At 37.8% G+C, this 21,111-nt stretch carries 19 protein-coding genes; 7 read left to right on the top strand and 12 right to left on the bottom strand.

Annotated features, from left to right (window positions below):
• Positions 1-367 precede the first annotated feature (367 nt).
• The 4 genes from JFU56_RS09500 to JFU56_RS09485 all read left to right on the top strand — a co-directional run bounded on the left by JFU56_RS09500 (position 368) and on the right by JFU56_RS09485 (position 4,275).
• Entirely contained in the window at positions 368-1,192 is an 825-nt protein-coding gene (locus tag JFU56_RS09500) for an SDR family oxidoreductase (protein ID WP_198437052.1), read from the top strand.
• A 71-nt stretch (positions 1,193-1,263) separates the two neighbouring features.
• Positions 1,264-2,142 (top strand): SMP-30/gluconolactonase/LRE family protein, encoded by an 879-nt coding sequence (locus JFU56_RS09495; RefSeq protein ID WP_198437051.1) that lies wholly within the window; start codon positions 1,264-1,266, stop codon positions 2,140-2,142.
• A 173-nt stretch (positions 2,143-2,315) separates the two neighbouring features.
• Entirely contained in the window at positions 2,316-3,809 is a 1,494-nt protein-coding gene (locus JFU56_RS09490; protein ID WP_198437050.1) for a carboxypeptidase M32, read from the top strand.
• Between the two features lie 43 nt (positions 3,810-3,852).
• Positions 3,853-4,275, top strand: a complete 423-nt coding sequence (locus JFU56_RS09485) for a VOC family protein (protein WP_198437049.1) — start codon at positions 3,853-3,855, stop codon at positions 4,273-4,275.
• 82 nt (positions 4,276-4,357) lie between these two features.
• Here JFU56_RS09485 and norW read toward each other — a convergent pair whose 3' ends face one another.
• A complete protein-coding gene (gene norW, locus JFU56_RS09480) occupies positions 4,358-5,518 on the bottom strand; it encodes an NADH:flavorubredoxin reductase NorW (protein ID WP_198437048.1) in 1,161 nt (386 codons plus the stop codon).
• Positions 5,515-7,044, bottom strand: coding sequence for an anaerobic nitric oxide reductase flavorubredoxin (gene norV / locus JFU56_RS09475; protein WP_198437047.1), 1,530 nt, complete (start codon positions 7,042-7,044; stop codon positions 5,515-5,517). The genes norW and norV overlap by 4 nt, the downstream gene beginning before the upstream one ends.
• Positions 7,045-7,217: 173 nt before the next feature.
• On the opposite strand from norV, the gene norR reads away from it, so the two are divergent.
• Positions 7,218-8,786 carry a nitric oxide reductase transcriptional regulator NorR gene (gene norR / locus JFU56_RS09470; RefSeq protein WP_242065930.1) on the top strand — a complete coding sequence of 523 codons (1,569 nt, stop codon included), beginning with the start codon at positions 7,218-7,220 and terminating at the stop codon, positions 8,784-8,786.
• A gap of 99 nt (positions 8,787-8,885) precedes the next feature.
• Here the strand turns inward: norR and JFU56_RS09465 are convergent, their stop codons facing one another.
• The 5 genes from JFU56_RS09465 to JFU56_RS09445 all read right to left on the bottom strand — a co-directional run bounded on the left by JFU56_RS09465 (position 8,886) and on the right by JFU56_RS09445 (position 16,411).
• A complete protein-coding gene (locus JFU56_RS09465) occupies positions 8,886-11,942 on the bottom strand; it encodes an Ig-like domain-containing protein (RefSeq protein WP_198437046.1) in 3,057 nt (1,018 codons plus the stop codon).
• 9 nt (positions 11,943-11,951) lie between these two features.
• Positions 11,952-13,256, bottom strand: coding sequence for an OmpP1/FadL family transporter (locus JFU56_RS09460; RefSeq protein WP_242065929.1), 1,305 nt, complete (start codon positions 13,254-13,256; stop codon positions 11,952-11,954).
• Positions 13,257-13,612: 356 nt separating this feature from the next.
• Positions 13,613-13,969 carry a winged helix-turn-helix domain-containing protein gene (locus JFU56_RS09455; RefSeq protein ID WP_198437044.1) on the bottom strand — a complete coding sequence of 119 codons (357 nt, stop codon included), beginning with the start codon at positions 13,967-13,969 and terminating at the stop codon, positions 13,613-13,615.
• A gap of 545 nt (positions 13,970-14,514) precedes the next feature.
• Positions 14,515-15,675, bottom strand: a complete 1,161-nt coding sequence (locus JFU56_RS09450) for a diguanylate cyclase domain-containing protein (RefSeq protein WP_198437043.1) — start codon at positions 15,673-15,675, stop codon at positions 14,515-14,517.
• A gap of 1 nt (position 15,676) precedes the next feature.
• Positions 15,677-16,411, bottom strand: a complete 735-nt coding sequence (locus tag JFU56_RS09445) for an EAL domain-containing protein (RefSeq protein WP_256432389.1) — start codon at positions 16,409-16,411, stop codon at positions 15,677-15,679.
• Between the two features lie 341 nt (positions 16,412-16,752).
• Here JFU56_RS09445 and JFU56_RS23235 point away from each other — a divergent pair, with 341 nt between their 5' ends.
• A complete protein-coding gene (locus JFU56_RS23235; protein ID WP_198437041.1) occupies positions 16,753-17,160 on the top strand; it encodes a helix-turn-helix domain-containing protein in 408 nt (135 codons plus the stop codon).
• Positions 17,132-17,866, top strand: a complete 735-nt coding sequence (locus JFU56_RS09435) for an EAL domain-containing protein (RefSeq protein ID WP_198437040.1) — start codon at positions 17,132-17,134, stop codon at positions 17,864-17,866. The genes JFU56_RS23235 and JFU56_RS09435 overlap by 29 nt, the downstream gene beginning before the upstream one ends.
• Positions 17,867-17,922: 56 nt before the next feature.
• On the opposite strand, the gene JFU56_RS09430 is transcribed toward JFU56_RS09435, so the two are convergent.
• The 5 genes from JFU56_RS09430 to JFU56_RS09415 form a co-directional block, all read right to left on the bottom strand.
• A complete protein-coding gene (locus tag JFU56_RS09430; RefSeq protein WP_198437039.1) occupies positions 17,923-18,270 on the bottom strand; it encodes a winged helix-turn-helix domain-containing protein in 348 nt (115 codons plus the stop codon).
• Positions 18,271-18,454: 184 nt separating this feature from the next.
• Positions 18,455-18,910 carry a helix-turn-helix domain-containing protein gene (locus JFU56_RS23070; RefSeq protein ID WP_242065927.1) on the bottom strand — a complete coding sequence of 152 codons (456 nt, stop codon included), beginning with the start codon at positions 18,908-18,910 and terminating at the stop codon, positions 18,455-18,457.
• 176 nt (positions 18,911-19,086) lie between these two features.
• The gene (locus tag JFU56_RS23065) at positions 19,087-19,188 is read right to left on the bottom strand and encodes a hypothetical protein (RefSeq protein ID WP_242065937.1); all 102 of its coding nucleotides are present in this window, start codon (positions 19,186-19,188) and stop codon (positions 19,087-19,089) included.
• A gap of 496 nt (positions 19,189-19,684) precedes the next feature.
• Positions 19,685-20,032 (bottom strand): winged helix-turn-helix domain-containing protein, encoded by a 348-nt coding sequence (locus JFU56_RS09420; protein WP_198437038.1) that lies wholly within the window; start codon positions 20,030-20,032, stop codon positions 19,685-19,687.
• Positions 20,033-20,214: 182 nt separating this feature from the next.
• Complete coding sequence (locus JFU56_RS09415) at positions 20,215-21,027, bottom strand: helix-turn-helix domain-containing protein (RefSeq protein ID WP_198437037.1); 813 nt, start codon at positions 21,025-21,027, stop codon at positions 20,215-20,217.
• Positions 21,028-21,111: the final 84 nt, after the last annotated feature.

The following is a 21,111-nucleotide window of genomic DNA, read 5'->3' as shown; positions in this document are numbered from 1 at the left end:
ATGGCTTGCGCCTAATGAGTCTTAGACGATGACATCGAACAAAAAATGTAAACATATCGCCGCAGACTCAAAAATCAAGATGCAATCATAGTCAAACTTAATAATTTAAAATGGCCATTTGATGACAATGAATATTATGCGAGCAATATCTATCTTTCATGATATCGAAGTATAGTTATTATTTTTCATTTGCCATTTAAGGCTTTAAGATAAAAAGAACAGCCCTCACAAAATGTAAAAAACAAGGCTTTTTTGTAACTTAAATTCATGACAAACTGTTTAACAAATAATTCATAGGCTGTTTAATACATTCAGAATTAATAACTTAAAATGATTAGCGTAAAAAAGAGTGCAAAGGAACAATTGAATGGTAACGGTATTAATAACAGGCGCATCAACAGGGATCGGCTATCACGCAGCAGTGACACTTAAAACAGCTGGCTATCGCGTATTTGCAACCGCAAGAAAGCCTGCTGACGTAACGGCCTTAACAGCACAAGGTTTTGAAAGTGTACAACTCGATTTAAGCTCGACAGAATCGATCACCACCGCGGTCAACCATATAACCCAGCTTACCGATGGCAAGATAGATGTCCTATTTAATAACGGCGCTTACGGTCAGCCCGGCGCAGTCGAAGATTTACCAACCGATGCACTGCGTAAACAGTTTGAGGCCAATGTATTTGGTTGGCACGAGTTAACCACGCTAATCATCCCATTAATGCGCGCAAATGGCCGTGGTCGCATCATCCAAAATAGTTCTGTACTTGGTTTAGTCGCAATGAAATATCGCGGCGCATACAACGCCAGCAAATTCGCCATTGAGGGTTTAACTGATACCCTACGCTTAGAGCTGCGAGATTCACCAATCAAGGTATCATTAATTGAACCTGGACCCATTGTCAGTCAATTTCGCGCTAATGCATTAAGTGCCTTTAAAGAGCACATTAATATTGCAAACAGCGTTCACAGTAAAGACTATCAACAGCAAATAGAGCGTCTAGGTAAAAAAGATGTCAGCAATCAATTTACGCTAGGGCCTGAAGCCGTAACTAAAGCATTGATTCACGCGATTGAAAGTAACAGGCCTAAGGTACGCTATTACGTGACGTTTCCAACCTACTTATTTGCCTTGTTAAAACGCATTTTACCGTTTCGCGTATTGGATGGGATCTTAGCTAAATCAGGTTAATACCTGCACGCATTAACGCTATCAGCACAACCACGAGCATAACGATAACCATCAACACAAGGTACCTGAATATGAATAATATAAACCTGTTATTTGATTACAATGGACACTTACCTGAATGCCCAACATGGTGTGCACAAAGCCAAAGTTTATATTGGACAGATATCTTAGAGAAACAAATACATCGATATGATCTATTAACCAAAAAACATCACGTACTCAATTTTTCTGAAGAAGTGGGCAGCTTTGCGCTCAGAGAATCAGGCGGTTTTATTTGTGCGATGCGCACGGGGATCTATTTAACCGATGCAGATGGACAATTAAATAAAAAAGTGTGCGATAACCCAAACAATCCAGTGCTGGCTCGCTTTAATGATGGTGGCGTAGATCCACTAGGTCGATTTTATGCTGGCACATACTGGTCACCGAAGGACTTTAATGGTGCCTTGTTATGCCGCGTTGATGCAGATTTAAATACCAAAGTCATACACGCTGATATCCTAGGTGCTAATGGTCTGGCGTTTAGTCCTGATAGGCAATGGATGTATACAACAGACACACCAAACCGAGTCATGTATCGCACACCCCTCGATGAATTAGGTAATGCAGGCACCAGAGAAATATTCAAACACTTTGAACCTGATTACGGTCGCCCAGATGGCGCTGCGATGGATGTAGAGGGCTGCTACTGGGTTGCGATGTTTAGTGGTGCTAAAGTTATTCGCATCTCACCCAACGGCGATATTTTAGCTGAATATCCAATCCCCGTTAAAAATCCGACCATGGTCTGTTTCGGTGGCAGTGATATGAAGACGCTTTTCATCACGTCGGGGCGTGAAAAAATGTCTGCAAGTGAGCGCGCAGCATCGCCATTATCAGGTTGTATTTTCACGCTACAGACAAACGTTAAAGGCATGATTAAACCGCGTTTTAAAGAGGCTTTACCTTAAGCATGGGTAAGTATGACCATATTAAGCGTGCTTTCAGGACGACTTATTTGCCTTGCTAAAAAAAATTTACCCTTTAGGGTGTTAAGCACTGTGTTAGACCTTATATTAAACCTATATTAGAGCCAAATCTGGTTAGCATTTTTCCTTCCCTCTTATCTTACTTTGGAATAAACATGACAACAAAATCAGCCTATGAACAGCTATCTAAACATTTTAAAAAAATCCATAATCTAAGCCATTTATCGTCTATTTGTGGTTGGGATCAAGCAGCTATGATGCCTACAGGCGGTAACGAAGCTCGCTCTGAAGCCATGGCTGAATTAGCCGTTATGATCCACCAGCAAAGTACAGCGCCACAACTTGCCGACTTAATTAAACAAGCGCAGTCAGATCAATTATCGACAGAACAACAGGCGAGCTTAGCGGAGATTGACCGCAGCTGGCAACAAGCTAACATCGTGCCTGAAGAATTAGTTTCAGCTCAATCGTTAGCAGGTTCTAAATGTGAACATGCTTGGCGTACCCAGCGTAAAGAAAATGATTGGGCAGGCTTTGCTAAGAACTTAAAAACAGTCGTTGAGCTATCACGTGAAGAAGCCAGTATTCGCGCACAAGCAAACAACTGCAGCAACTATGATGCCTTAATGGACTTATATGAACCAGGCATGACCAGTGCACAGCTTGATCCGATCTTTGATGATGTAAAGTCATGGTTGCCAGAGCTAACTCAAGCAGCACAAGAAAAACAAAAATCAGACAACGTCATCCTGCCAACAGGCCACTTCCCGATTGCAGCACAGCAGCAACTCGGTTTGAAGACGATGGGTATTTTAGGCTTTGATTTTAACCACGGTCGTCTTGATGTATCTGCGCACCCATTCTGTGGTGGTGTTGCTTCTGATGTTAGGATCACAACGAGATACGAAGAAGATGATTTCACGCAAAGTTTAATGGGTGTGGTTCATGAAACCGGTCACGCGCGTTATGAACAAGGGCTACCAACAGCATTGAACCACTTACCTGTGGGCCAAGCGCGTTCAATGGGTATTCATGAAAGCCAAAGTCTGTTATTTGAAATGCAATTAGGTCGTAGCGAAGAGTTTTTAACCTTACTAACACCTGAAATTAAACAAGCATTCGGTGGCACAGATACCACTATTTATAACCCTCTGAACCTGAGCCAGTGTTATACCCGCGTGAAGCCTGATTTCATCCGTGTTGATGCCGATGAAGTGACTTACCCTGCGCACGTGATGCTGCGTTATGAAATTGAACAAGCATTAATGAATGGCGATATCGAAGTAGATGACATCCCTGAATTATGGGCGCTTAAAATGCAACAATATTTAGGCGTGAATACGAAAGGAAATTACCGTAATGGTTGCATGCAAGATGTGCATTGGACCGACGGCAGCTTTGGTTACTTCCCGTCTTATACACTAGGCGCTATGTATGCAGCGCAGTTTATGACGACGATTAAGCAAGAGATGGATGTTTCGGCAATCATTACTAGCGGCGACTTATCACCAATCTTCACTTGGCTTAAAACCAACATTTGGCAAAATGCGTCTTTGTTAAGCACTAATGATTTAGTCAAACAAGCAACGGGGGAAACATTAAACCCGTTGCACTTTAGACGTCATTTAGAAAACCGCTACTTAAAGTGAGATTAAGTTAAAATTATCGACTTGAATATGAAGGAATACAAGATTGAAACAATCAATAATACACGTTGCTATTGTTGTTAAAGATTATGATGAAGCAATTGATTTTTATGTCAATAAACTAAAATTTGAACTCATTGAAGATACATATCAAGCAGAACAAGATAAACGCTGGGTAGTCGTTTCACCACCCGGTTCTAATGGCGTCACTTTACTATTAGCGCGTGCGTCTAAACCTGAACAGGATGATTTCGTCGGGAATCAATCCGGCGGTCGTGTGTTTCTGTTTTTAAGTACAGATGACTTTTGGCGAGACTATAATCGAATGGTATCTGATGGCATAAAATTCATCAGAGAACCACAAGAACAAGATTATGGTACGGTTGCGGTATTTGAAGACCTGTATGGTAATTTGTGGGACTTACTCCAACTTAGTTCGACTCATCCAATGGCATCGAGAACAGTATAATAAGTCAATTTAGCGAGAGAAAAACAGCAGGTTTATAATTTAAACCTGCTGTTTTTTTAGAATGCATAGTTCAATGGTTATATCAGTTCATCACCTTAGGCAACAAGCGTAATAACTTAAACGCTTCAGGCATATTCGCTTGCGTCACCACAAACCCCATCAATACTTCATCACGATCAAACGCCTTTGCCGTCATTCCCGATGCAGTCAATTCAACTTGCCAACGCGAGTCACTGGCCGTGGTATTGCCGCTAAGCTGGATTGGATATAGCGGTGTTTTCACTTTAACTAACATTGCAGGAAGCATCACCTCGGTCACCGAACCGGTGAGGGTTTTCGCTAACGCATTTGCACTGAGTATGATCGGTTGTAAAAACGCTAAATGTTTACCCTCTATTTCAGCGCAATCACCAATGGCAAAGATATGCGGATCACTTGTGCTTAACTGTTTATCAACCACAATACCGCGATTAACGACTAACCCCGCATCATTCGCTAATGCCGTGTTAGGTTTTAGACCTGCTGCACACAACACGATATCAACCATGGTGGAATGCCCATTTTTAAAGCTAACCGCAATACCAGTCTCTATTCTAGTCATGCAACTGAGTTCATTACCCAGTTGTAACTCAATCCCTTGCTTTCTCATCGTTTGATAAAGCTGAGATGACACAAATTCAGGTAATAGGCTTGGTAATAATGCATCAGCGCGATCACTTAATATCACCTTATAATCGGCGATGGCTAAATCCATCGCGATTTCAGTTCCCACTAAGCCCGCACCAACCACCAATACCGATTTAGCCGCAGCCAATTTAGCTTGTGATTGTTGATACTCCTCCAGACTATTCAAGGTAATAATGTCGTTAGCCGCATCCCCATCAACAAAGGGCAAAAATGATTGCGCGCCAGTTGCCAGTACTAAATTTTCGTAGGCGATTTCGATTCCCTGACAACTCACCGTTTTTTCGGTGCGATTAATGCCATCAACACAGGTATTTTTCATCAAGGTAATATTGTGCTCAGCCGCAAAGTCAGCGCCGCTTTGCTTGACCATGTCTTGCGCTGTGAGTTTTTTACTAAATACATGGCTCAATTCTGGCTTAACGTAATCATCACCACTGCCCGCTGTAATGATCATTATCGCTTGTTCTTGATTTGCACGACGAATTGATTTAACTAATTGATAGGCAGCAAAACCACTGCCTATAATGACAATACATTTTTCATTACCATCAATCATGCTACCGCCTTCTTGGTTTTTATCTCTTCGAATACATCCTTGCCTAGACCACACTCAGGACAAAGGAAGTACTCCGGTACATCTGGCCATGCTGTACCAGGGGCGACGTCTTGATTCGGCTCACCCTGCGCTGGCTCATAAACCCACTGGCAGACTGTACATAACATCGAGCTATCAACATCAAATTGAACAACTGGGTTTTCAGGTATCGACTTTGTAGTCGCTTGCTGCTGTGATGCTACTGCAGGTTCTTGTACTGCTTGTTGTACGATTTGATCCTGAACAGTTTGATTTGCAGCAAGTGCAGATATATCTGCGACAGGCGCGCTTGTTAGTGCCCACTCTTTGGCAATCATACGACCGTATTCACGACATGCTAATATTGCTTTACCGTCTGGTCGCCACTTCGTTTTAAGACTTCCGAAGCGTTCAAAACCAGCGTCATCTAAGCGACTTTCGATGCGGTCAATAGCACCGCCATTCCAGCCATAACTGCCAAATGCAGCGGCTTTTTTATTTTTAAAGCGTAAGCCAGTGATCTCTTCAAGCATGCCTGCGACTTTCGGCATCATCACGTTATTCATCGTTGAAGAACCAACTAACACCCCTTTAGAAATAAAGGCATTGGATAAGATTTCATTTTTATCATGACGCGCCACATTAAATACTTTCACCGCAACCTGACTATCAACCTCATGGATACCTTGGGCAATGGCATCTGCCATCATCCGGGTATTATTCGACATTGAATCGTAGAAAATAGTAATACGGTCTTCTTGGTATTTATCTGCCCACGTTAGGTATTGCTCAATAATCTGAATTGGGTTGTCGCGCCATACCACACCATGTGCTGTTGCAATCATATCAACAGGTAAATTAAAGCTTAATACTTCTTTGATCTTAGCGGTAACCAACGCACTGAATGGCGTAAGTATATTGGCATAATAGCGCAGACACTGATCCATTAATTCTTTGCTATCAACTTCATCATTGAATAAACGTTCATCGCAATAATGCTGACCGAATGCATCGTTACTAAACAGTACTGCATCCCCTGTCATATACGTCATCATGCTATCAGGCCAGTGCAACATGGGTGTTTCAATAAACACCAACTGCTTGCCATTACCTAAATCTAAACTGTCGCCCGTCTTCACGACATTGAAATTCCAATCTGGCTGGTGATGGTGGCCAACAATTGAATCAATGGCATTTTCGGTACAATAAATCGGTGTATTAGGAATTTTATTTAACAAGGCAGCGAGTGCACCTGCGTGGTCTTCTTCGGCGTGGTTAATAACAATGTAATCAATTTTATTAAGATCAATTTCTAATTCTAATTGCTGGATAAACTCATAACAAAACTTGTGATCAACCGTATCGATTAATACCGTTTTTTCCTCTTGAATCAGATAACTATTATAACTTGTGCCTTTCTCAGTTTTAAATTCAGTGCCGTGAAAATCACGTACTTCCCAATCACGCTGCCCAACCCAAGAGATATTATTTTTTACATGTATAGTCATTTTAAATCCCAATTAAACAATAATAATAAATTTTATATACCTCTTTAATTGCACGTAGTGTGCCAATAGTTAACCAGTTGATTTAATAGAAAATAATAAAACAACACTGTCATAATGACTTCCTTTACACATAGTCATTATGACTATACACTGTCGATAAGACAGTATTTTATATGATTATGACTATGCAGCATGATACTAAAGACCTTATCCATATCGCCTTAGATTTAACGACTAATATCTCCAGTCAAGATCGCTTCGAGCGCTTATTAACAACCATGCGCAAGCTATTCAACTGCGATGCATCAGCACTATTAGAGTTTAAAGGGCAGCACTTCAAGCCCTTAGCAATTAATGGCCTAAGCGCAGATGTGTTAGGTCGGCAATTTAATATCAATGAACACCCAAGATTAGAGGCGATTGCCAGAGCGGGTGATGTCGTCAGGTTCCCAGCAGACAGCGACCTGCCCGACCCTTATGATGCCCTTATTACTTCGCATCAAGGTGATCTGCATGTACATGCGTGTGTAGGCTTACCCTTAATGGCCAATCAACGCCTGATTGGTGCCCTTACTATCGATGGTTTTAACCCTCACCAGTTTGATAATTTCAGCAATGATGAGTTACGTACCGTTAGCGCACTAGCAGCCGCCACACTTAACATTGCGTTATTGATGGATAAACTGGAAAAAGTCGCAGGCACCATGACCGAGTCAGATCCAGCTACACATCAACCACCAAGTAACACTGAAATTATTGGTCAATCAGCGCAAATTAACGCCTTAAAAAAAGAAATCAGCGTTGTTGCTAGTACTGACATGACCGCGCTCATATTAGGTGAAACGGGAGTAGGTAAAGAGCTAGTCGCAACGGCAATCCACCAGCAATCATCTCGAGCAGATAAACCGCTGGTCTATCTAAACTGCGCTGCATTGCCTGAATCCATCGCTGAAAGTGAATTGTTCGGCCATGTTAAAGGCGCTTTCACGGGTGCTATTAGTAACCGTAGCGGTAAATTTGAATTAGCCGATAAAGGGACGCTATTTCTTGATGAAATTGGCGAGTTAACCCTGACTTTACAGGCAAAATTACTGCGGGTTCTACAATATGGTGATTTACAACGTATTGGTGATGACCGTAATTTAAAAGTCGATACACGTATCATAGCGGCTACCAATAAAGACTTAAAAGAAGAGGTCCTTGCTGGCCGATTTAGGGCTGATCTTTATCATCGCCTGAGTGTTTTTCCCATTATGGTGTCGCCTTTACGCGAACGCGGTGAGGACATTTTATTATTGGCGGGTTTCTTTATGGAACGCTGTCGCAGCAAGTTGCAATTAAGCCATTTGAGTTTAAGTTTAGCTTGCCAAAACACACTGATGAGTTATCCATGGCCTGGGAACATTCGCGAATTAGAACACAGCATTAATCGTGCGGCTATTCTTGCCAAAGCAGAAGCGAAAGATGAATTAGTGATACTGCAACCTGCGCATTTTAGAGTTGATAATGTGAACGTTAAGCATTCGCCATTTGAAGTAACAGATGTGATAAACCAACCGGCACTCGCAGTGACAAATATGCCCGTGGATAATTTACGCGAAGCAACGGAACAATTTCAACGACAGTTAATCACTAATGCACTGCAAGAAAATAATAATAACTGGGCTGCAACTGCAAGACAGCTTTCTATCGATGTGGGCAATTTACATCGCTTAGCTAAGCGAATAGCATTGAAAAATTAATAATGAAAAAGTTGGTTGAAATTGAAATAGCAAAAGGCCGCGCATTACGATTAATAAAATGAGCGGCCTTTAGTTATTATCTAAATAACGATTCAAGCATTACTTCATCGGTAACGATATCTGTCTTAGTGAAACAGCACCAGGTACGAGCTCAAGCGTCATTGTTGCACTCCCACCACCAATACTGACATCAATCTCGATATTATTTTTATTACTTAAACTAATCTCCATACGACCATCATCTAAGAACTCAATAGGTCCTTGCAGATCCATCGTGATTGGATAACTGTGTAAGTTATGCGATAAATCTAAGGTTACATGCATATTTGGCGAATCCATATATACATTAAGTTCAATAATAAAGTTAAGTTGCTGCGTCTCTTCATTCCAAATAATATAACCCGTTGGCACCACTGTTTTACCATCAACGGTAGGGTAACGCGGACGCATAATCATAGTGCCCGTCGGGGTATCAGAATTGATAACACCAATTAATTTAGCTTGTACATAAACATCTGACGAGATCATCTGCTGAGCATGAATAGTTACTGGAATACGATTATTAATAGCATCGTACTCCCCCACTTCTGTTGGCATAAAGGCACTAATAAAAGTCTTCGAATAATCTTCATCACAGCTAGTGCCAATAGCACAACCCGTTTGAGCAGCTGTCAGTAAACCACCAAAACTGCCCTCTTGAACTCTTAATTTGGCATAGTTACTGGTAAGCGTTTCAGCGCCTTCATTCCAACGGTAATCACGGTTACTATCCGTCGTCGGCATCATCAGTGGGTTAAATACAAATTTATCGATAGGAGCAGCTCTAAACGGAATGCGGATATCAGGACCGCCTTGGTCTTCAGCACTCGACTCTTTCAATAATGTCGTCTGTAATGCATAACCGGCTTCACTACAGATCGCAGAGCCATTAGTACAATCGACTTGCGCTTGCGTGGCATTATCCTGTGAGATTAACGAGTACTGATAAACATTCGCACCTTGATCTTGCCAATTATCCATTGGCGAGAAGGTTAAGATCTTATTATCATACTTCATCACACCCGGTACCGTTGACTGACAAACACCAGCGTTATTCACAACTTCGACGCGGAATGAACCACTATTACAGCTATTACCCAGTATTAAACTTGCTTTGTCGATTGGCTGGCTAAAAACAATAAAGATGTCACGATCGGCCTGTAAACTAAAGATATTAAATTTATCATCATCAGCTAATCCGCCAGCACAACGACCCGCAATATCATTAGCATAATTGGCGTCAACCAAAGCACAAGTGTAACCAGGAACAGCACCTTCAACCATAGGCGATGTTTGTCTTAATGCTTGAGCTTTATAGGGCGTGGTAAATGTTTGCTGCACATATGCAGAGTTACCCGCTAAATCTTTAATACTACCAGTGATGGTGTAATCCGTTGCCGCAGATAAACTTGCTATAGGATCAAACACGATAGACGAGCCATCCTGTGAAATAAACGTCTCAACAGCATCACCGTTTTCATCTTTAAGCACTAGGTTCTGGAGTGACGATAACTCAAGTGGTTCGTTGTAAGTAACCGTAACATTATCACCTAAACTAAAGTGAGTAATGCTCTCACCCGGATAAGCAGATTGAAATTGAGGAGCTTGAATATCGACAGCTGGCGCAGGTGTTTCATCAGCGGTATACGATTCCATGTGGAATGATACTTGCGCATAAGCATTATCAACGCCTAAGATCTTCACATCAATTTCACTAACCGCATCAATAATCATCGCCGCGCCTTCCGTTCGCACAGTGCCCATCAATTCAAGATGCATAATATTCTGACTTAAACCACCATTGGCTTTACCATTTAACTTACCGCCTTCATCATAACCATCGGTAGTCATAGCAACATCCATGAGCAGGTGTAGTTGCTTTGGTGCATATTTATGATCAGAACTGGTGTTATTAATTAAATAACCCGTGGCATCAGAAATATTAGTCATCCGAATATTACCGGTATCGAAACCAGTCGGAAATTCACCACCAACTTTCACTGTTAAGCTTGAGCTATTTAAAATAGAACCTTTACGAATAACCAATGGCGCAGCGTCATCAAAGTTACCTAAATTAGCTAGTTCAGTCACTAAATCGGAGTCAACATAGGTCGTATCATTGCCACCAATCAGTACCGACTTAATCGTTACTGCATTGGTCAGTTCACCAGAATAAGGCGATGCCTGGTTATTATCATTCATGGTGACGTTCATTGGTTTAAATGCATGCTCGCCAGAATCTAATACCGTGAAGGTTTTCTCTAAGCCCGCAAAACTGTTACCAGCCAAGTCTTTAACGCCATCACTGACGATAAGTTCATAGCTTGCATCAATATCAAGATCAATCGCCGGATCAAAAGTGACATAACGACCTTTGGTAATCAAATCACCGGTAATTTGCTCACTTGTGCCTACTTTTTGAAATTTAAACGTATCACCAGCCACTAAGGTCTTAGTATCAATGTCATTGGTCATGCGTAGACGTAATGTTGTGAACGTCGTAAACGGTAATTCATCGCTCGGGAAAAAACCGTCCGCATCCAAAGCAAAAATAGCAGAATCTTTCGCTAACCGAGTGGTGAAGGTGAGCGGATCTTGCGCTGTACGCTCCGCTATCAGTTCCGTATTACCATCCGCTTCATTAATTAAACCAATGGTATAGGTGACTGTGTATTGCTCACCAGGTTTCAGTGCTTGTGTTGGTTTAAAAGCGAAACCATTTGTCGGTGGATTATTAGGGTCTATCGAAAAGCTACTTTCAGTCACCTCAACCGAGGTCACCTCAACAACGTTACCTTTACTGTCTGTTAGGCTAAATACTTGCGATGCGAAGGTATCTAGCGGATGCGAAAATGACAATAATACCGAGGTATTAACCGCCACATCAGCCTGACCATTCGATGGGAATGAATAAAACTCATGGGCGTCAAATAGGCTTTGCGCTCGACGCTCAGCTAATGCAGCACGACTTTCTTCAGCGGTAAGCGTGACTACTTCAGCTTGTTCATTTTCTTGTAATTCAACACCACAACCAGCAAGTGCAATCGCCGAGGCTACGAAACTCCCCTTAACAAAAGAGCTAAAGAAAGTATTTAAACGAGCATTAATTGTTTGCATAAGCCCCCCTTAAAACTTAGTCGCGAATGAAAGTGAAATCGTTGATACAGTGCCTTCCAATTCAACTGAGGAGTTATTTGCGCTGTCTTGATGCGTGATAGTGTGATCTGTTGGATCAAGTACTTGTAACTGATACGCAAGGTCAATCTGCCAAGGGTAAGCCGTTAAACCCGTGCCTTTATGAAAATATGATATACCTGCACCAACAACCAATTTATCTGCACTTAAGTAGTTCACATCCAATGTGGCTTTTTCTGAGTCTAGTGGTGAAACCTCATAACTTGCACCCGCCATCACTTTAACGGTATCGTTAAAGTTAAGTTCCATACCAGCGCGTGGAATAATGATATCTTCAAAGCCCACACTGGCTTGGTCTTTCACCGTGTCGTTTAACATTAATTCATTTAAATCAGACCAATTTTGTTGTTCTGCACTGAAGGCAAAACTAACCATGCCCGCTTTAATACGCACACCAGCAGAAATGATATCCGGCTGATAGGCATCATACGTTAACAGGTTAATGGGTAAATCCGTGACAGTTTGAGTAATCGTTGCTGCCGCTTTAATGTTTGCTTGACCATAACTTTCACCACGGAAAGCGGCTGCAAAGGTAATACCATTTCCCGAGCAAGCTGTATCGCTGCCGCACATCATTCTGCCAAGATCTAAGGTTATGCCTGCAATAGGCGTAATCACGGGTTCCGCTGCAACAGCGACACTCTCGTTACCCGCCGCAGTACCGTCGAGTTCACTTTCTAAATTCATCGCCGCATCAGCATGTAAAGAGACTTGCGCACCACCACCGATCGTTAAACCAGGTACAATTTGTATCGAACCCGACGCTGCAACAAACAGTGGTTTCTCACCATAATTGGCTAACTGACCCGTTTCTGATGTTGACGAGCTAAATGCCATCATCTCGGTACCGTAATTCTCAATGCCAGCAATCAAACCAAAGTAAATAGGGTAAGAAAAATTAAATAGATTGGTGACATTAACATTCATGCCAGCAAGTATTGGTTGCGTTGCTTCATCAAATGTTTGCTCACCAGCAGTCATATCAGGCGTTGCTGATAATAAACCGACATACATCTCACCTTTACCTGCTGTGGCTAGCGCAGATGGATTGTAATACGCTGCTGATGATTGTGAGTTGAATAAAGAAAAAGATTGAGCAGAGGCAATATCCACAGGTGATAAACCAAATGTGGAGCCTAAATTCCCCATACTAGCCTGAGCGGTACCCGCTGACAGTGCTAATGCCACAGATACAGTAAGTAGAGATATGTTGTTAGAAAGTGTCTTCTTAGTCATTGGTGCTAACTCCATTTAGCGAAACTAAAATAAGTATTCTCTAGTGGCTCCTGCCACAACAACGGAATACCGGTCAATTTATTGAGAATATCAAGAGACATACTATCTTTTGAATTCTGAGTATAAATTTACATCAATTAACCAATAAAATGTCAGTATCTAACTCGTATTATTTAATTATTCAGCGTCTAATCAGGTGAAAGTACCAGTAAAGTCCCATACTAATGTCTAACGAATCTAAATTTATATAGCAATCAAGTAAAGGTTTTACATCATCCTTCTAGCGTGACATATTTCTGAATACCATCGAAGCTCAGCCTGATGTGCTGGTGAATAACCTTGATGAATAACATGATCTACGGACGATCACTATAAAGTCCATATCCGTAACCACTGACATTAATGAGTCTGTATTTATTTTTTTCATCATACTTTTTTAACAATTTCCTTAAATTAAACATAGCTACCGCCAGAGAATTTTCTGTCACAATCTGCTCTCCCCAAACTAAGTCTAATAGCATCAATTTACTTATTATATCGTTTTCATTCTCAAATAATAATTCAAGTAACTTAACTTCCCTCCGACCTATTCTATCGAATTTAAACTGTGGTGTATTATGCTTGATCACACCACTTGAAAGGTCAATTTCAACGTGACCAATTTTCATCTTCCTCACTGTCTTATTTCGTTCTAAAGTTAGTACACCTTTCATAACCGTTCCTTACATTCATGTGGTTAAATTTAATGAGATAAAAACTTTAAGTTCGACCTTATCAGCTCTCAATAGAATAATAGTAACGTTATATAAGAATGTAAGACACGTGAAACAAGTGGTTGTTTTCACATTGAATTTAATTATAAGCAGTGTAACGATGGTGGTTTAGTGAATCATATCTTTGAGTTGCTATGATTCGTCAATAAGTGCTCTTTTGAGTATAATTTTGAGAGAGAGATTTCAGGGGGAGCTTGATGGTTCTTTATACAAAGAATATGTGAAATAGGTAAAGATAAAATTAACATTATCTTAATAAAAAAATAATTACATCTTTGAATAAATACGATTAAATATACCTATTAAAGTTGATAAATAGGTATATTTAATGTTTCAAAAAGAATGTAACAAATGTGGTGAAAAAGGTTTCCTATTAAGAGTCAAAAGAACATTCATTGAAAGGAATTTAACACATAAAAAAGAATATAAATTAAAATGTAACAACTGTAATCACCGGTTATTTATCTCATTAGGAACGGTAACGTTTAGCTAACACTTTTAAACAGAGTATCTAATGTCGGGGAATAGCAAACAACCTGGTTCCGTCCTGCCCTCTTAGCTGCATAAAGAGCGATATCCGCTTTCTTGATAGCGCCATTGACTGAATCACTAATAGAAAAAACATGATAACCAATCGATACGGTAAAACGAGGAACACCATCTGTTACTAGATGTTCAATGGAAAATCTCAATCTTTCCATAATTACATCGATGTCGCGCTTGGTATTAGACTCTGCTCTCAGGATAACCAGAAATTCTTCCCCTCCCCAACGAAATAATACATCCCGATCGCTCATCGTTGTTTTTATACATAGAGAAATAGATTTTATTGCATCATCGCCAATGTAGTGACCATAAGTATCATTAATATATTTGAAATTATCGATATCCAATAAACAAAAACACTTCACTTGATTATTAATTTTATTTGTCTTAAATGAATCTCGTCTTAGAAGTCCTGTTAACCCATCATATTTATAACGACCAAGTCGAACTTTGATCACACGAAAATACAATAGACACGAGAGCATTAGCACGGTAAATATTGAACTGATAAACACAAAAAAATGCACCAGCATATTTCCATTCATCTTAAAATAGACTTTGTATGTCGAACCGACAAACTCAATATGGGTTATAGTCAAACCACTAACAACATTTGCCCTTATTTTTTTAATCGGGATATCAAAAGCACCAACACCAAAAAAAATACCGTCACGATAAACAGGATATGAATAAGTAATCATATCCTCGTGAGGAGAGAATAAATTAGTATAGATATCACTTAAGCAAGAGCCCCCTGTTTTTTTCGCACATTGATACCACATCCGAGTCCTCATATCTAAAGAAATTAATGTTGGATTTTCACTCGGATCATTGAAAAGGACATTCCCATTTTTGTAAACAAAATAGAGGTTATTATAGATCCCACTGTTCCAAAACATATCAAGAAAATCGAGTCCATTACCACCTCGAAAATAAGGGATCATTAGGTTGCTGATTCTTTCCATCTCTTTCGCTTGATACATTTCATGTTCAATATTGGTATGAGCATCTTGATAACTACGGCTAAACATAAAAAAAAGCGAACACAAGGTGATAATAAAGCTTAGAACGAGCATTTTAAACGTGAGTAAAAAAGACATATTATACCACCAAAACACAAGGAGAGACGCACTCTGGATTGTGAAAGTAAAAACCTTGAAAATAGTCAATACCTAATGACAACAAAATTTTATAATCATCGTATAACTCAACACCTTCAACCAGCACCTTTGAACCTCGACCTTTAAACGTATCAATTAAAATTTTAAATTCTGCATAATTATGGTTCTTTTTTTGCGTCAAAAAAAAGTCTCGACTTATTTTTACTATTTCAGGGTTACACATTTCATAACGTTCAAAATCAGAGGCTGCATCACCATAATCATCTAATGCTAATTTATAACCGTGTTTTGATAATAACTGAGTGCCGAGCGCTAATGATTTTTTACAAACTGCATGCCCTTCCGTAATTTCGGCGACGACATTGCATCGAAGTATATCGAATTCTTTAAGCATGTTATTAACATCATTAGCTATCTCATGGTGATACCTAATGCGTTCAAAAAAATCCGGTGTTAAATTCAAAAATATTTTTTTCTCTTTAGAGAACAATTTAGATTTTCTATAACTTAATAAATGTAACTTATTAATGAGAAACGATACGTCTCGATAACGTTCTTCTTTCATTAAAAGGGAAAAAAACATATCAGGTCTGACCTGCTGCCTACTTGAATCAATGTGTATTCTAGATAATGCTTCATAGCCAATTATATTTTCATCTGTATCCACGATCGCCTGAAAGGCACTACGGATAATGTATTTCTTAAAAGAAAGCACATAACTATCTTTCTGTTTACAATAAAAAATCTTCACTATCACTACCTATCTATAAGATCACATAACTTCAATTATCTCGAGATGTAAAACTACATCAATAAATTTAACAATACCTAAAAAAATTGCTTTATACATGAATATAGAATTATTAAAAAATTAATATTTTATTAAAAAAATATTAATTAATTTATCCAGACATATTGTTAGCATATGGGGATGGAATATACGCACACCCACGTAGAATAAATTACTTTACTAAAAGAAATACATCTTACTAAGAATAGTGTTATTTAATAAAATAATAATTATTTGATAATGATTATTATTTCAGTTGCTATAAAATGAATTCAACATACCAAAAGGAGACCACCTGTCACGTATGTATTAAGGAGGGGATTATCAACGATTATGAGACTATAACCAAAGAATATATAAAGATAGGCTGTGTAGAGCTAAACCTACATTCAGGTTTGTATTTTTACATAGGCAGTAAGTTAGACATATCAAAGTATAAAAAATTGGGCAAAAGAGAGTTGTTACTACTCGATTTTTTACTTAAAAATCCTGGTTGTGTAATAGATAAAGAGTTAATCGTAACAACAGTCTGGTCTAACAGAATAGTCACAGATAGTTCATTAAATGTAACTGTGCATAATTTAAGGCAGTTCATTAAGTCAGTATCAAGTAATATTTTAATAAAAAATTTTTCAGGAGTCGGTTATGTCTTATATAAAAACACTAAATCATAATTCTGTTATAATAAAAAACATTGAAAATGATTCATCAGCAGAATTTGACCTACTTGCTCAACCTATTGTAAGCCCTAAAAATAGAAAGGTATTTGCATTAGAAGTAACCTCTAATTTCAATCACAACTCTAAAAACAATGTGAATATTGAAAGGTTTTTCGATTCTATACCTGATGATTTTTTTAAAGAGTTAATGTTAATTAAGATAGAGGCGTTAAACAAAAATGAATCTATAATAAATCATGATAATATCATCGCATCAATACATTGCCCATTCAGCTTATTATCTGATAATGAATTTATTAAAAAAATAATATCTTTAAGTAAAATTAAATTAGCATTTGAAATTAATAATTTTATTGAAAGTACTTTAAATAATGATGCAAGACATTCGATCACTCTACTAAAAGAGCAAGGCCATGAGTTATGGTTAGATAATTTCACATCAGAAGATATACCTATTAATATATTAAAAATGATCATGTGGGATAGAGTTAAAATTGATAAAACATTCATGTATAACCACATGAATAACAACTCTATCTTTTCAGCTCTATATAATTTCGTATCAAATAACTCGCTGAAAAGTTTGATATTTAAAGGAATAGAATCAGATTATCAACATGATAAACTTACAAAATTAAACTGCCTTTGCCAAGGGTTTCTCTATTGTAAATCTTTCAACTTAGAAAGCATTGGGGGGTAACAAGTAGAGTCACACCCTGTATCCAAAAGTAATTACATGATAGAGGATCTTCATGTCTAAAAAGAATTATTGGAATAAATTCCATATCCATAACCGCTTACATTCACTAATGTATAATGCTTTTTTTCATCGTATTTTTTTAGTAATTTTCTTAAGTTAAACATGGCAACGGCAAGAGAGTTCTCTGTTACGATTTGAGTTCCCCAAACCAAGTCCATTAACATAATTTTGCTTACTACATCATTTTCATGATCAAGTAATAGTTCAAGTGTTTTAACCTCTCTTCGTCCAACGCGATCAAATTTTAACTGCATTTTTTTATTTGTAATTACACCACTTAAAACATTAATTTCAACGTCTCCGATGCTAATATTTCCAATTGATTTTTCAAGCTGACAGTTCATATTTTAACCTTTCGTCATAGCATTTATATTAAATAAAAATTCAATATGGATACTACTAAATTAGTTTAACAAACAAACTTTTTTTTAAACTTCCGGAAATAATTTTCATTGATTTCAAACCAACAAAAGAAATTATTTTCACCAACAAGCACGATACATTAAACTCACACTGTAAATTAAGCCACTACATTTCACTAACAAGCTGTTCGAACTCTTGAACGATTAAAGACGTTAATTTAAAAACCTGGCTAACAGTTCTAAGTGGTAATTTATTTAATTGATAAAGTATCTCTTTAAGTTCTTCTTGAGGTACATTTAACCATTGTGGAATATCACAAGTACCCGTAATTAACCAGCTAAGGTTTGCATCCAAAATGTCACATAAAAGTGGGCATAATTCGATATTAGGAGATGACTTTCCAATACTCCAATTATATATAGTCTTAGAAGACACACCACAGTAAGCTCCAATATCCTTATTAGTCAGACTTAAATCATGTTTTCGCAATTTAAAACGTTCATCAAAGTAAATATCTTCTTTTTGTTCATGTTTATAGTTTTTTTTTCTGTCTTTCGAAAAATCAACAGTGTTAACTTTATTAGTTGCTAGGTTTATATGGCCATTTAGATTTACGATCATATCAAAAGCACTACGTAGTACATGACCTCGGTTGTAAACTGAAACACTCTTAATAACATGAAGAAAATCTAAAAAACCTTCAGGGAAATCATCTACCCACTGATATTGACTGATGCTCCCAGTTATAACCCAAGGAATGTGAGAATGAAGTGTGAAACAAAGAGCACTTATATTTTTTAATTCAGGTGGCTTTTATTTTCACACCAATTATATACAGTCCGTTCTGTTACATTACAACGACGAGCCACATCACTGCGACTACAATTAACATGATTCATTCTTAATTTTATACGGTCTCCAATTTGGAGATGTTCAGCAGGAAGGTGAGGCGGATTATTATTTTTCATTGTAGATAAATGACCTAGATTGGGTCTAAATAAACTTATTTTGTAATAAATCTATTAATAGAATGACAAAATAAATGGCATATTACTAGTGAATATAAGCACGTATTAAATTTTTATGAGTTAAAAAATTAACATGATAGCTGTAATACTAAGGTTGCATTGTTTAACTTAACCGGCTTAACACGTTGAGTAAAACACTCTATATTACTCATGTGTAATAGTAATATAACCTCACATAGGAGCACCATTTTAAAGTTAAGAAATTGAAATTAATGTGAGCTGATTATCAATAATCATAAGATATAAAGTTAGTCAGCCTTTAGTAACGATTTATTTATTGTCAACTTTTAAAATTAAAGAATAATCTAGTAATAATAGAGTCACTATTCATGCTATATAGTAAGATCAGGATAAAAAACTATTATATCTAAAAAGGATTGTTAGAATAAATTCCATATCCATAACCGCTTACATTCACTAATGTATAATGCTTTTTTTCATCGTATTTTTTTAGTAATTTTCTTAAGTTAAACATGGCAACGGCAAGAGAATTCTCAGTTACGATCTGTTCACCCCAGACCAAGTCCATTAACATCAACTTGCTCACTATATCATTTTTATTATCAAGTAATAATTTAAGTGCTTTTACTTCTCTTCTACCGATTCTATCAAGTTTATACTGTGATACTTTGGGTTTAATCATCCCATTTAGAAGGTTAATCTCAACATCACCAATTCTAATATTTCCAACAGCATTACTCGATTCTAATTGCATATATTTATCCCTAATATCATAAAATTAAAAAACATACTTCTCACAACAACCTTACCAACTTTATTTAACAAATAAAATTTTTTTTAATTAAATGGGCGGTTGTTTCAACACAATTACACGATCGAAAGAAAGTTCATTCCATATATTAAAAATATAAAATGAAGTTATTTTCATCTGCATATCTATATCGCTGCGTCTTGAATTTCCTCTATAATTATCGAGGTAAGTCTTAACACTTGGCGGGCTATCCTCACCGGTAGTTTATTTAATTGATTGAGCATATCTTTAAACTCAATCTGCTCTACATTCAACCATTGTGGTACATCACAAGCCCCTGTTACCAACCAGGTTAAGTTTGCATTAAGTACTTTACAAAGTAATGGTAATGACTCAAGACTAGGTAGATACCTTCCTATACTCCAGTTATAAACCGTTTTATCCGATACATTGCAAGCTACCGCTATCGCATTATTTGACAGATTAAAGTGTCTCTTTTGTAACTTTAATCGTTCACAAAATGTCAATTCTTCTTGTATTTCATGCTCATAAACTTGTAAATAACTTAAATCTAAAGGTACACCATTATCTATATTCCTTATGGACAGACTATTTCGACTATTGACCTGAGTATATAAGTTAACAACCATGTCAAAAACACTGCGCAGCGCATTCCCCCTACTTTCTACAGGCATTTCTTTAATCGCATTAAGAAAATAAAAAAAACCTTCAGGAAACTCATCGACCCATTGATGTCGATCTGCACGTCCAGTAATAAGCCAAGAGATATGAGATTGGAGCTTAAAGCACAGTAATGTAATCACCTTTAACTCTGGGGTTGACTTGTTTTCACACCAGTTATATACAGTGCGAACAGTGACATTGCAGTAACGTGCGAGCTCATATTGACTGCAATTTATATATTTAATTCTTAATTTTATACGGTCTCCAATTTGTAAATGTTCAGTTGAGAAGTGAGGGGGATTATTATTTTTCATTATTTATAATGACCTAAATTGGATTAAAACAAACGTATTGAGCAATAACTCCATTAACATAATGTAAACATACACGATATCTTT

Origin of the sequence: Moritella sp. F3, assembly GCF_015082335.1 — a bacterium.
Taxonomy (GTDB): Bacteria; Pseudomonadota; Gammaproteobacteria; order Enterobacterales; family Moritellaceae; genus Moritella.
This window is presented reverse-complemented; position numbering and strand designations above follow the sequence as displayed.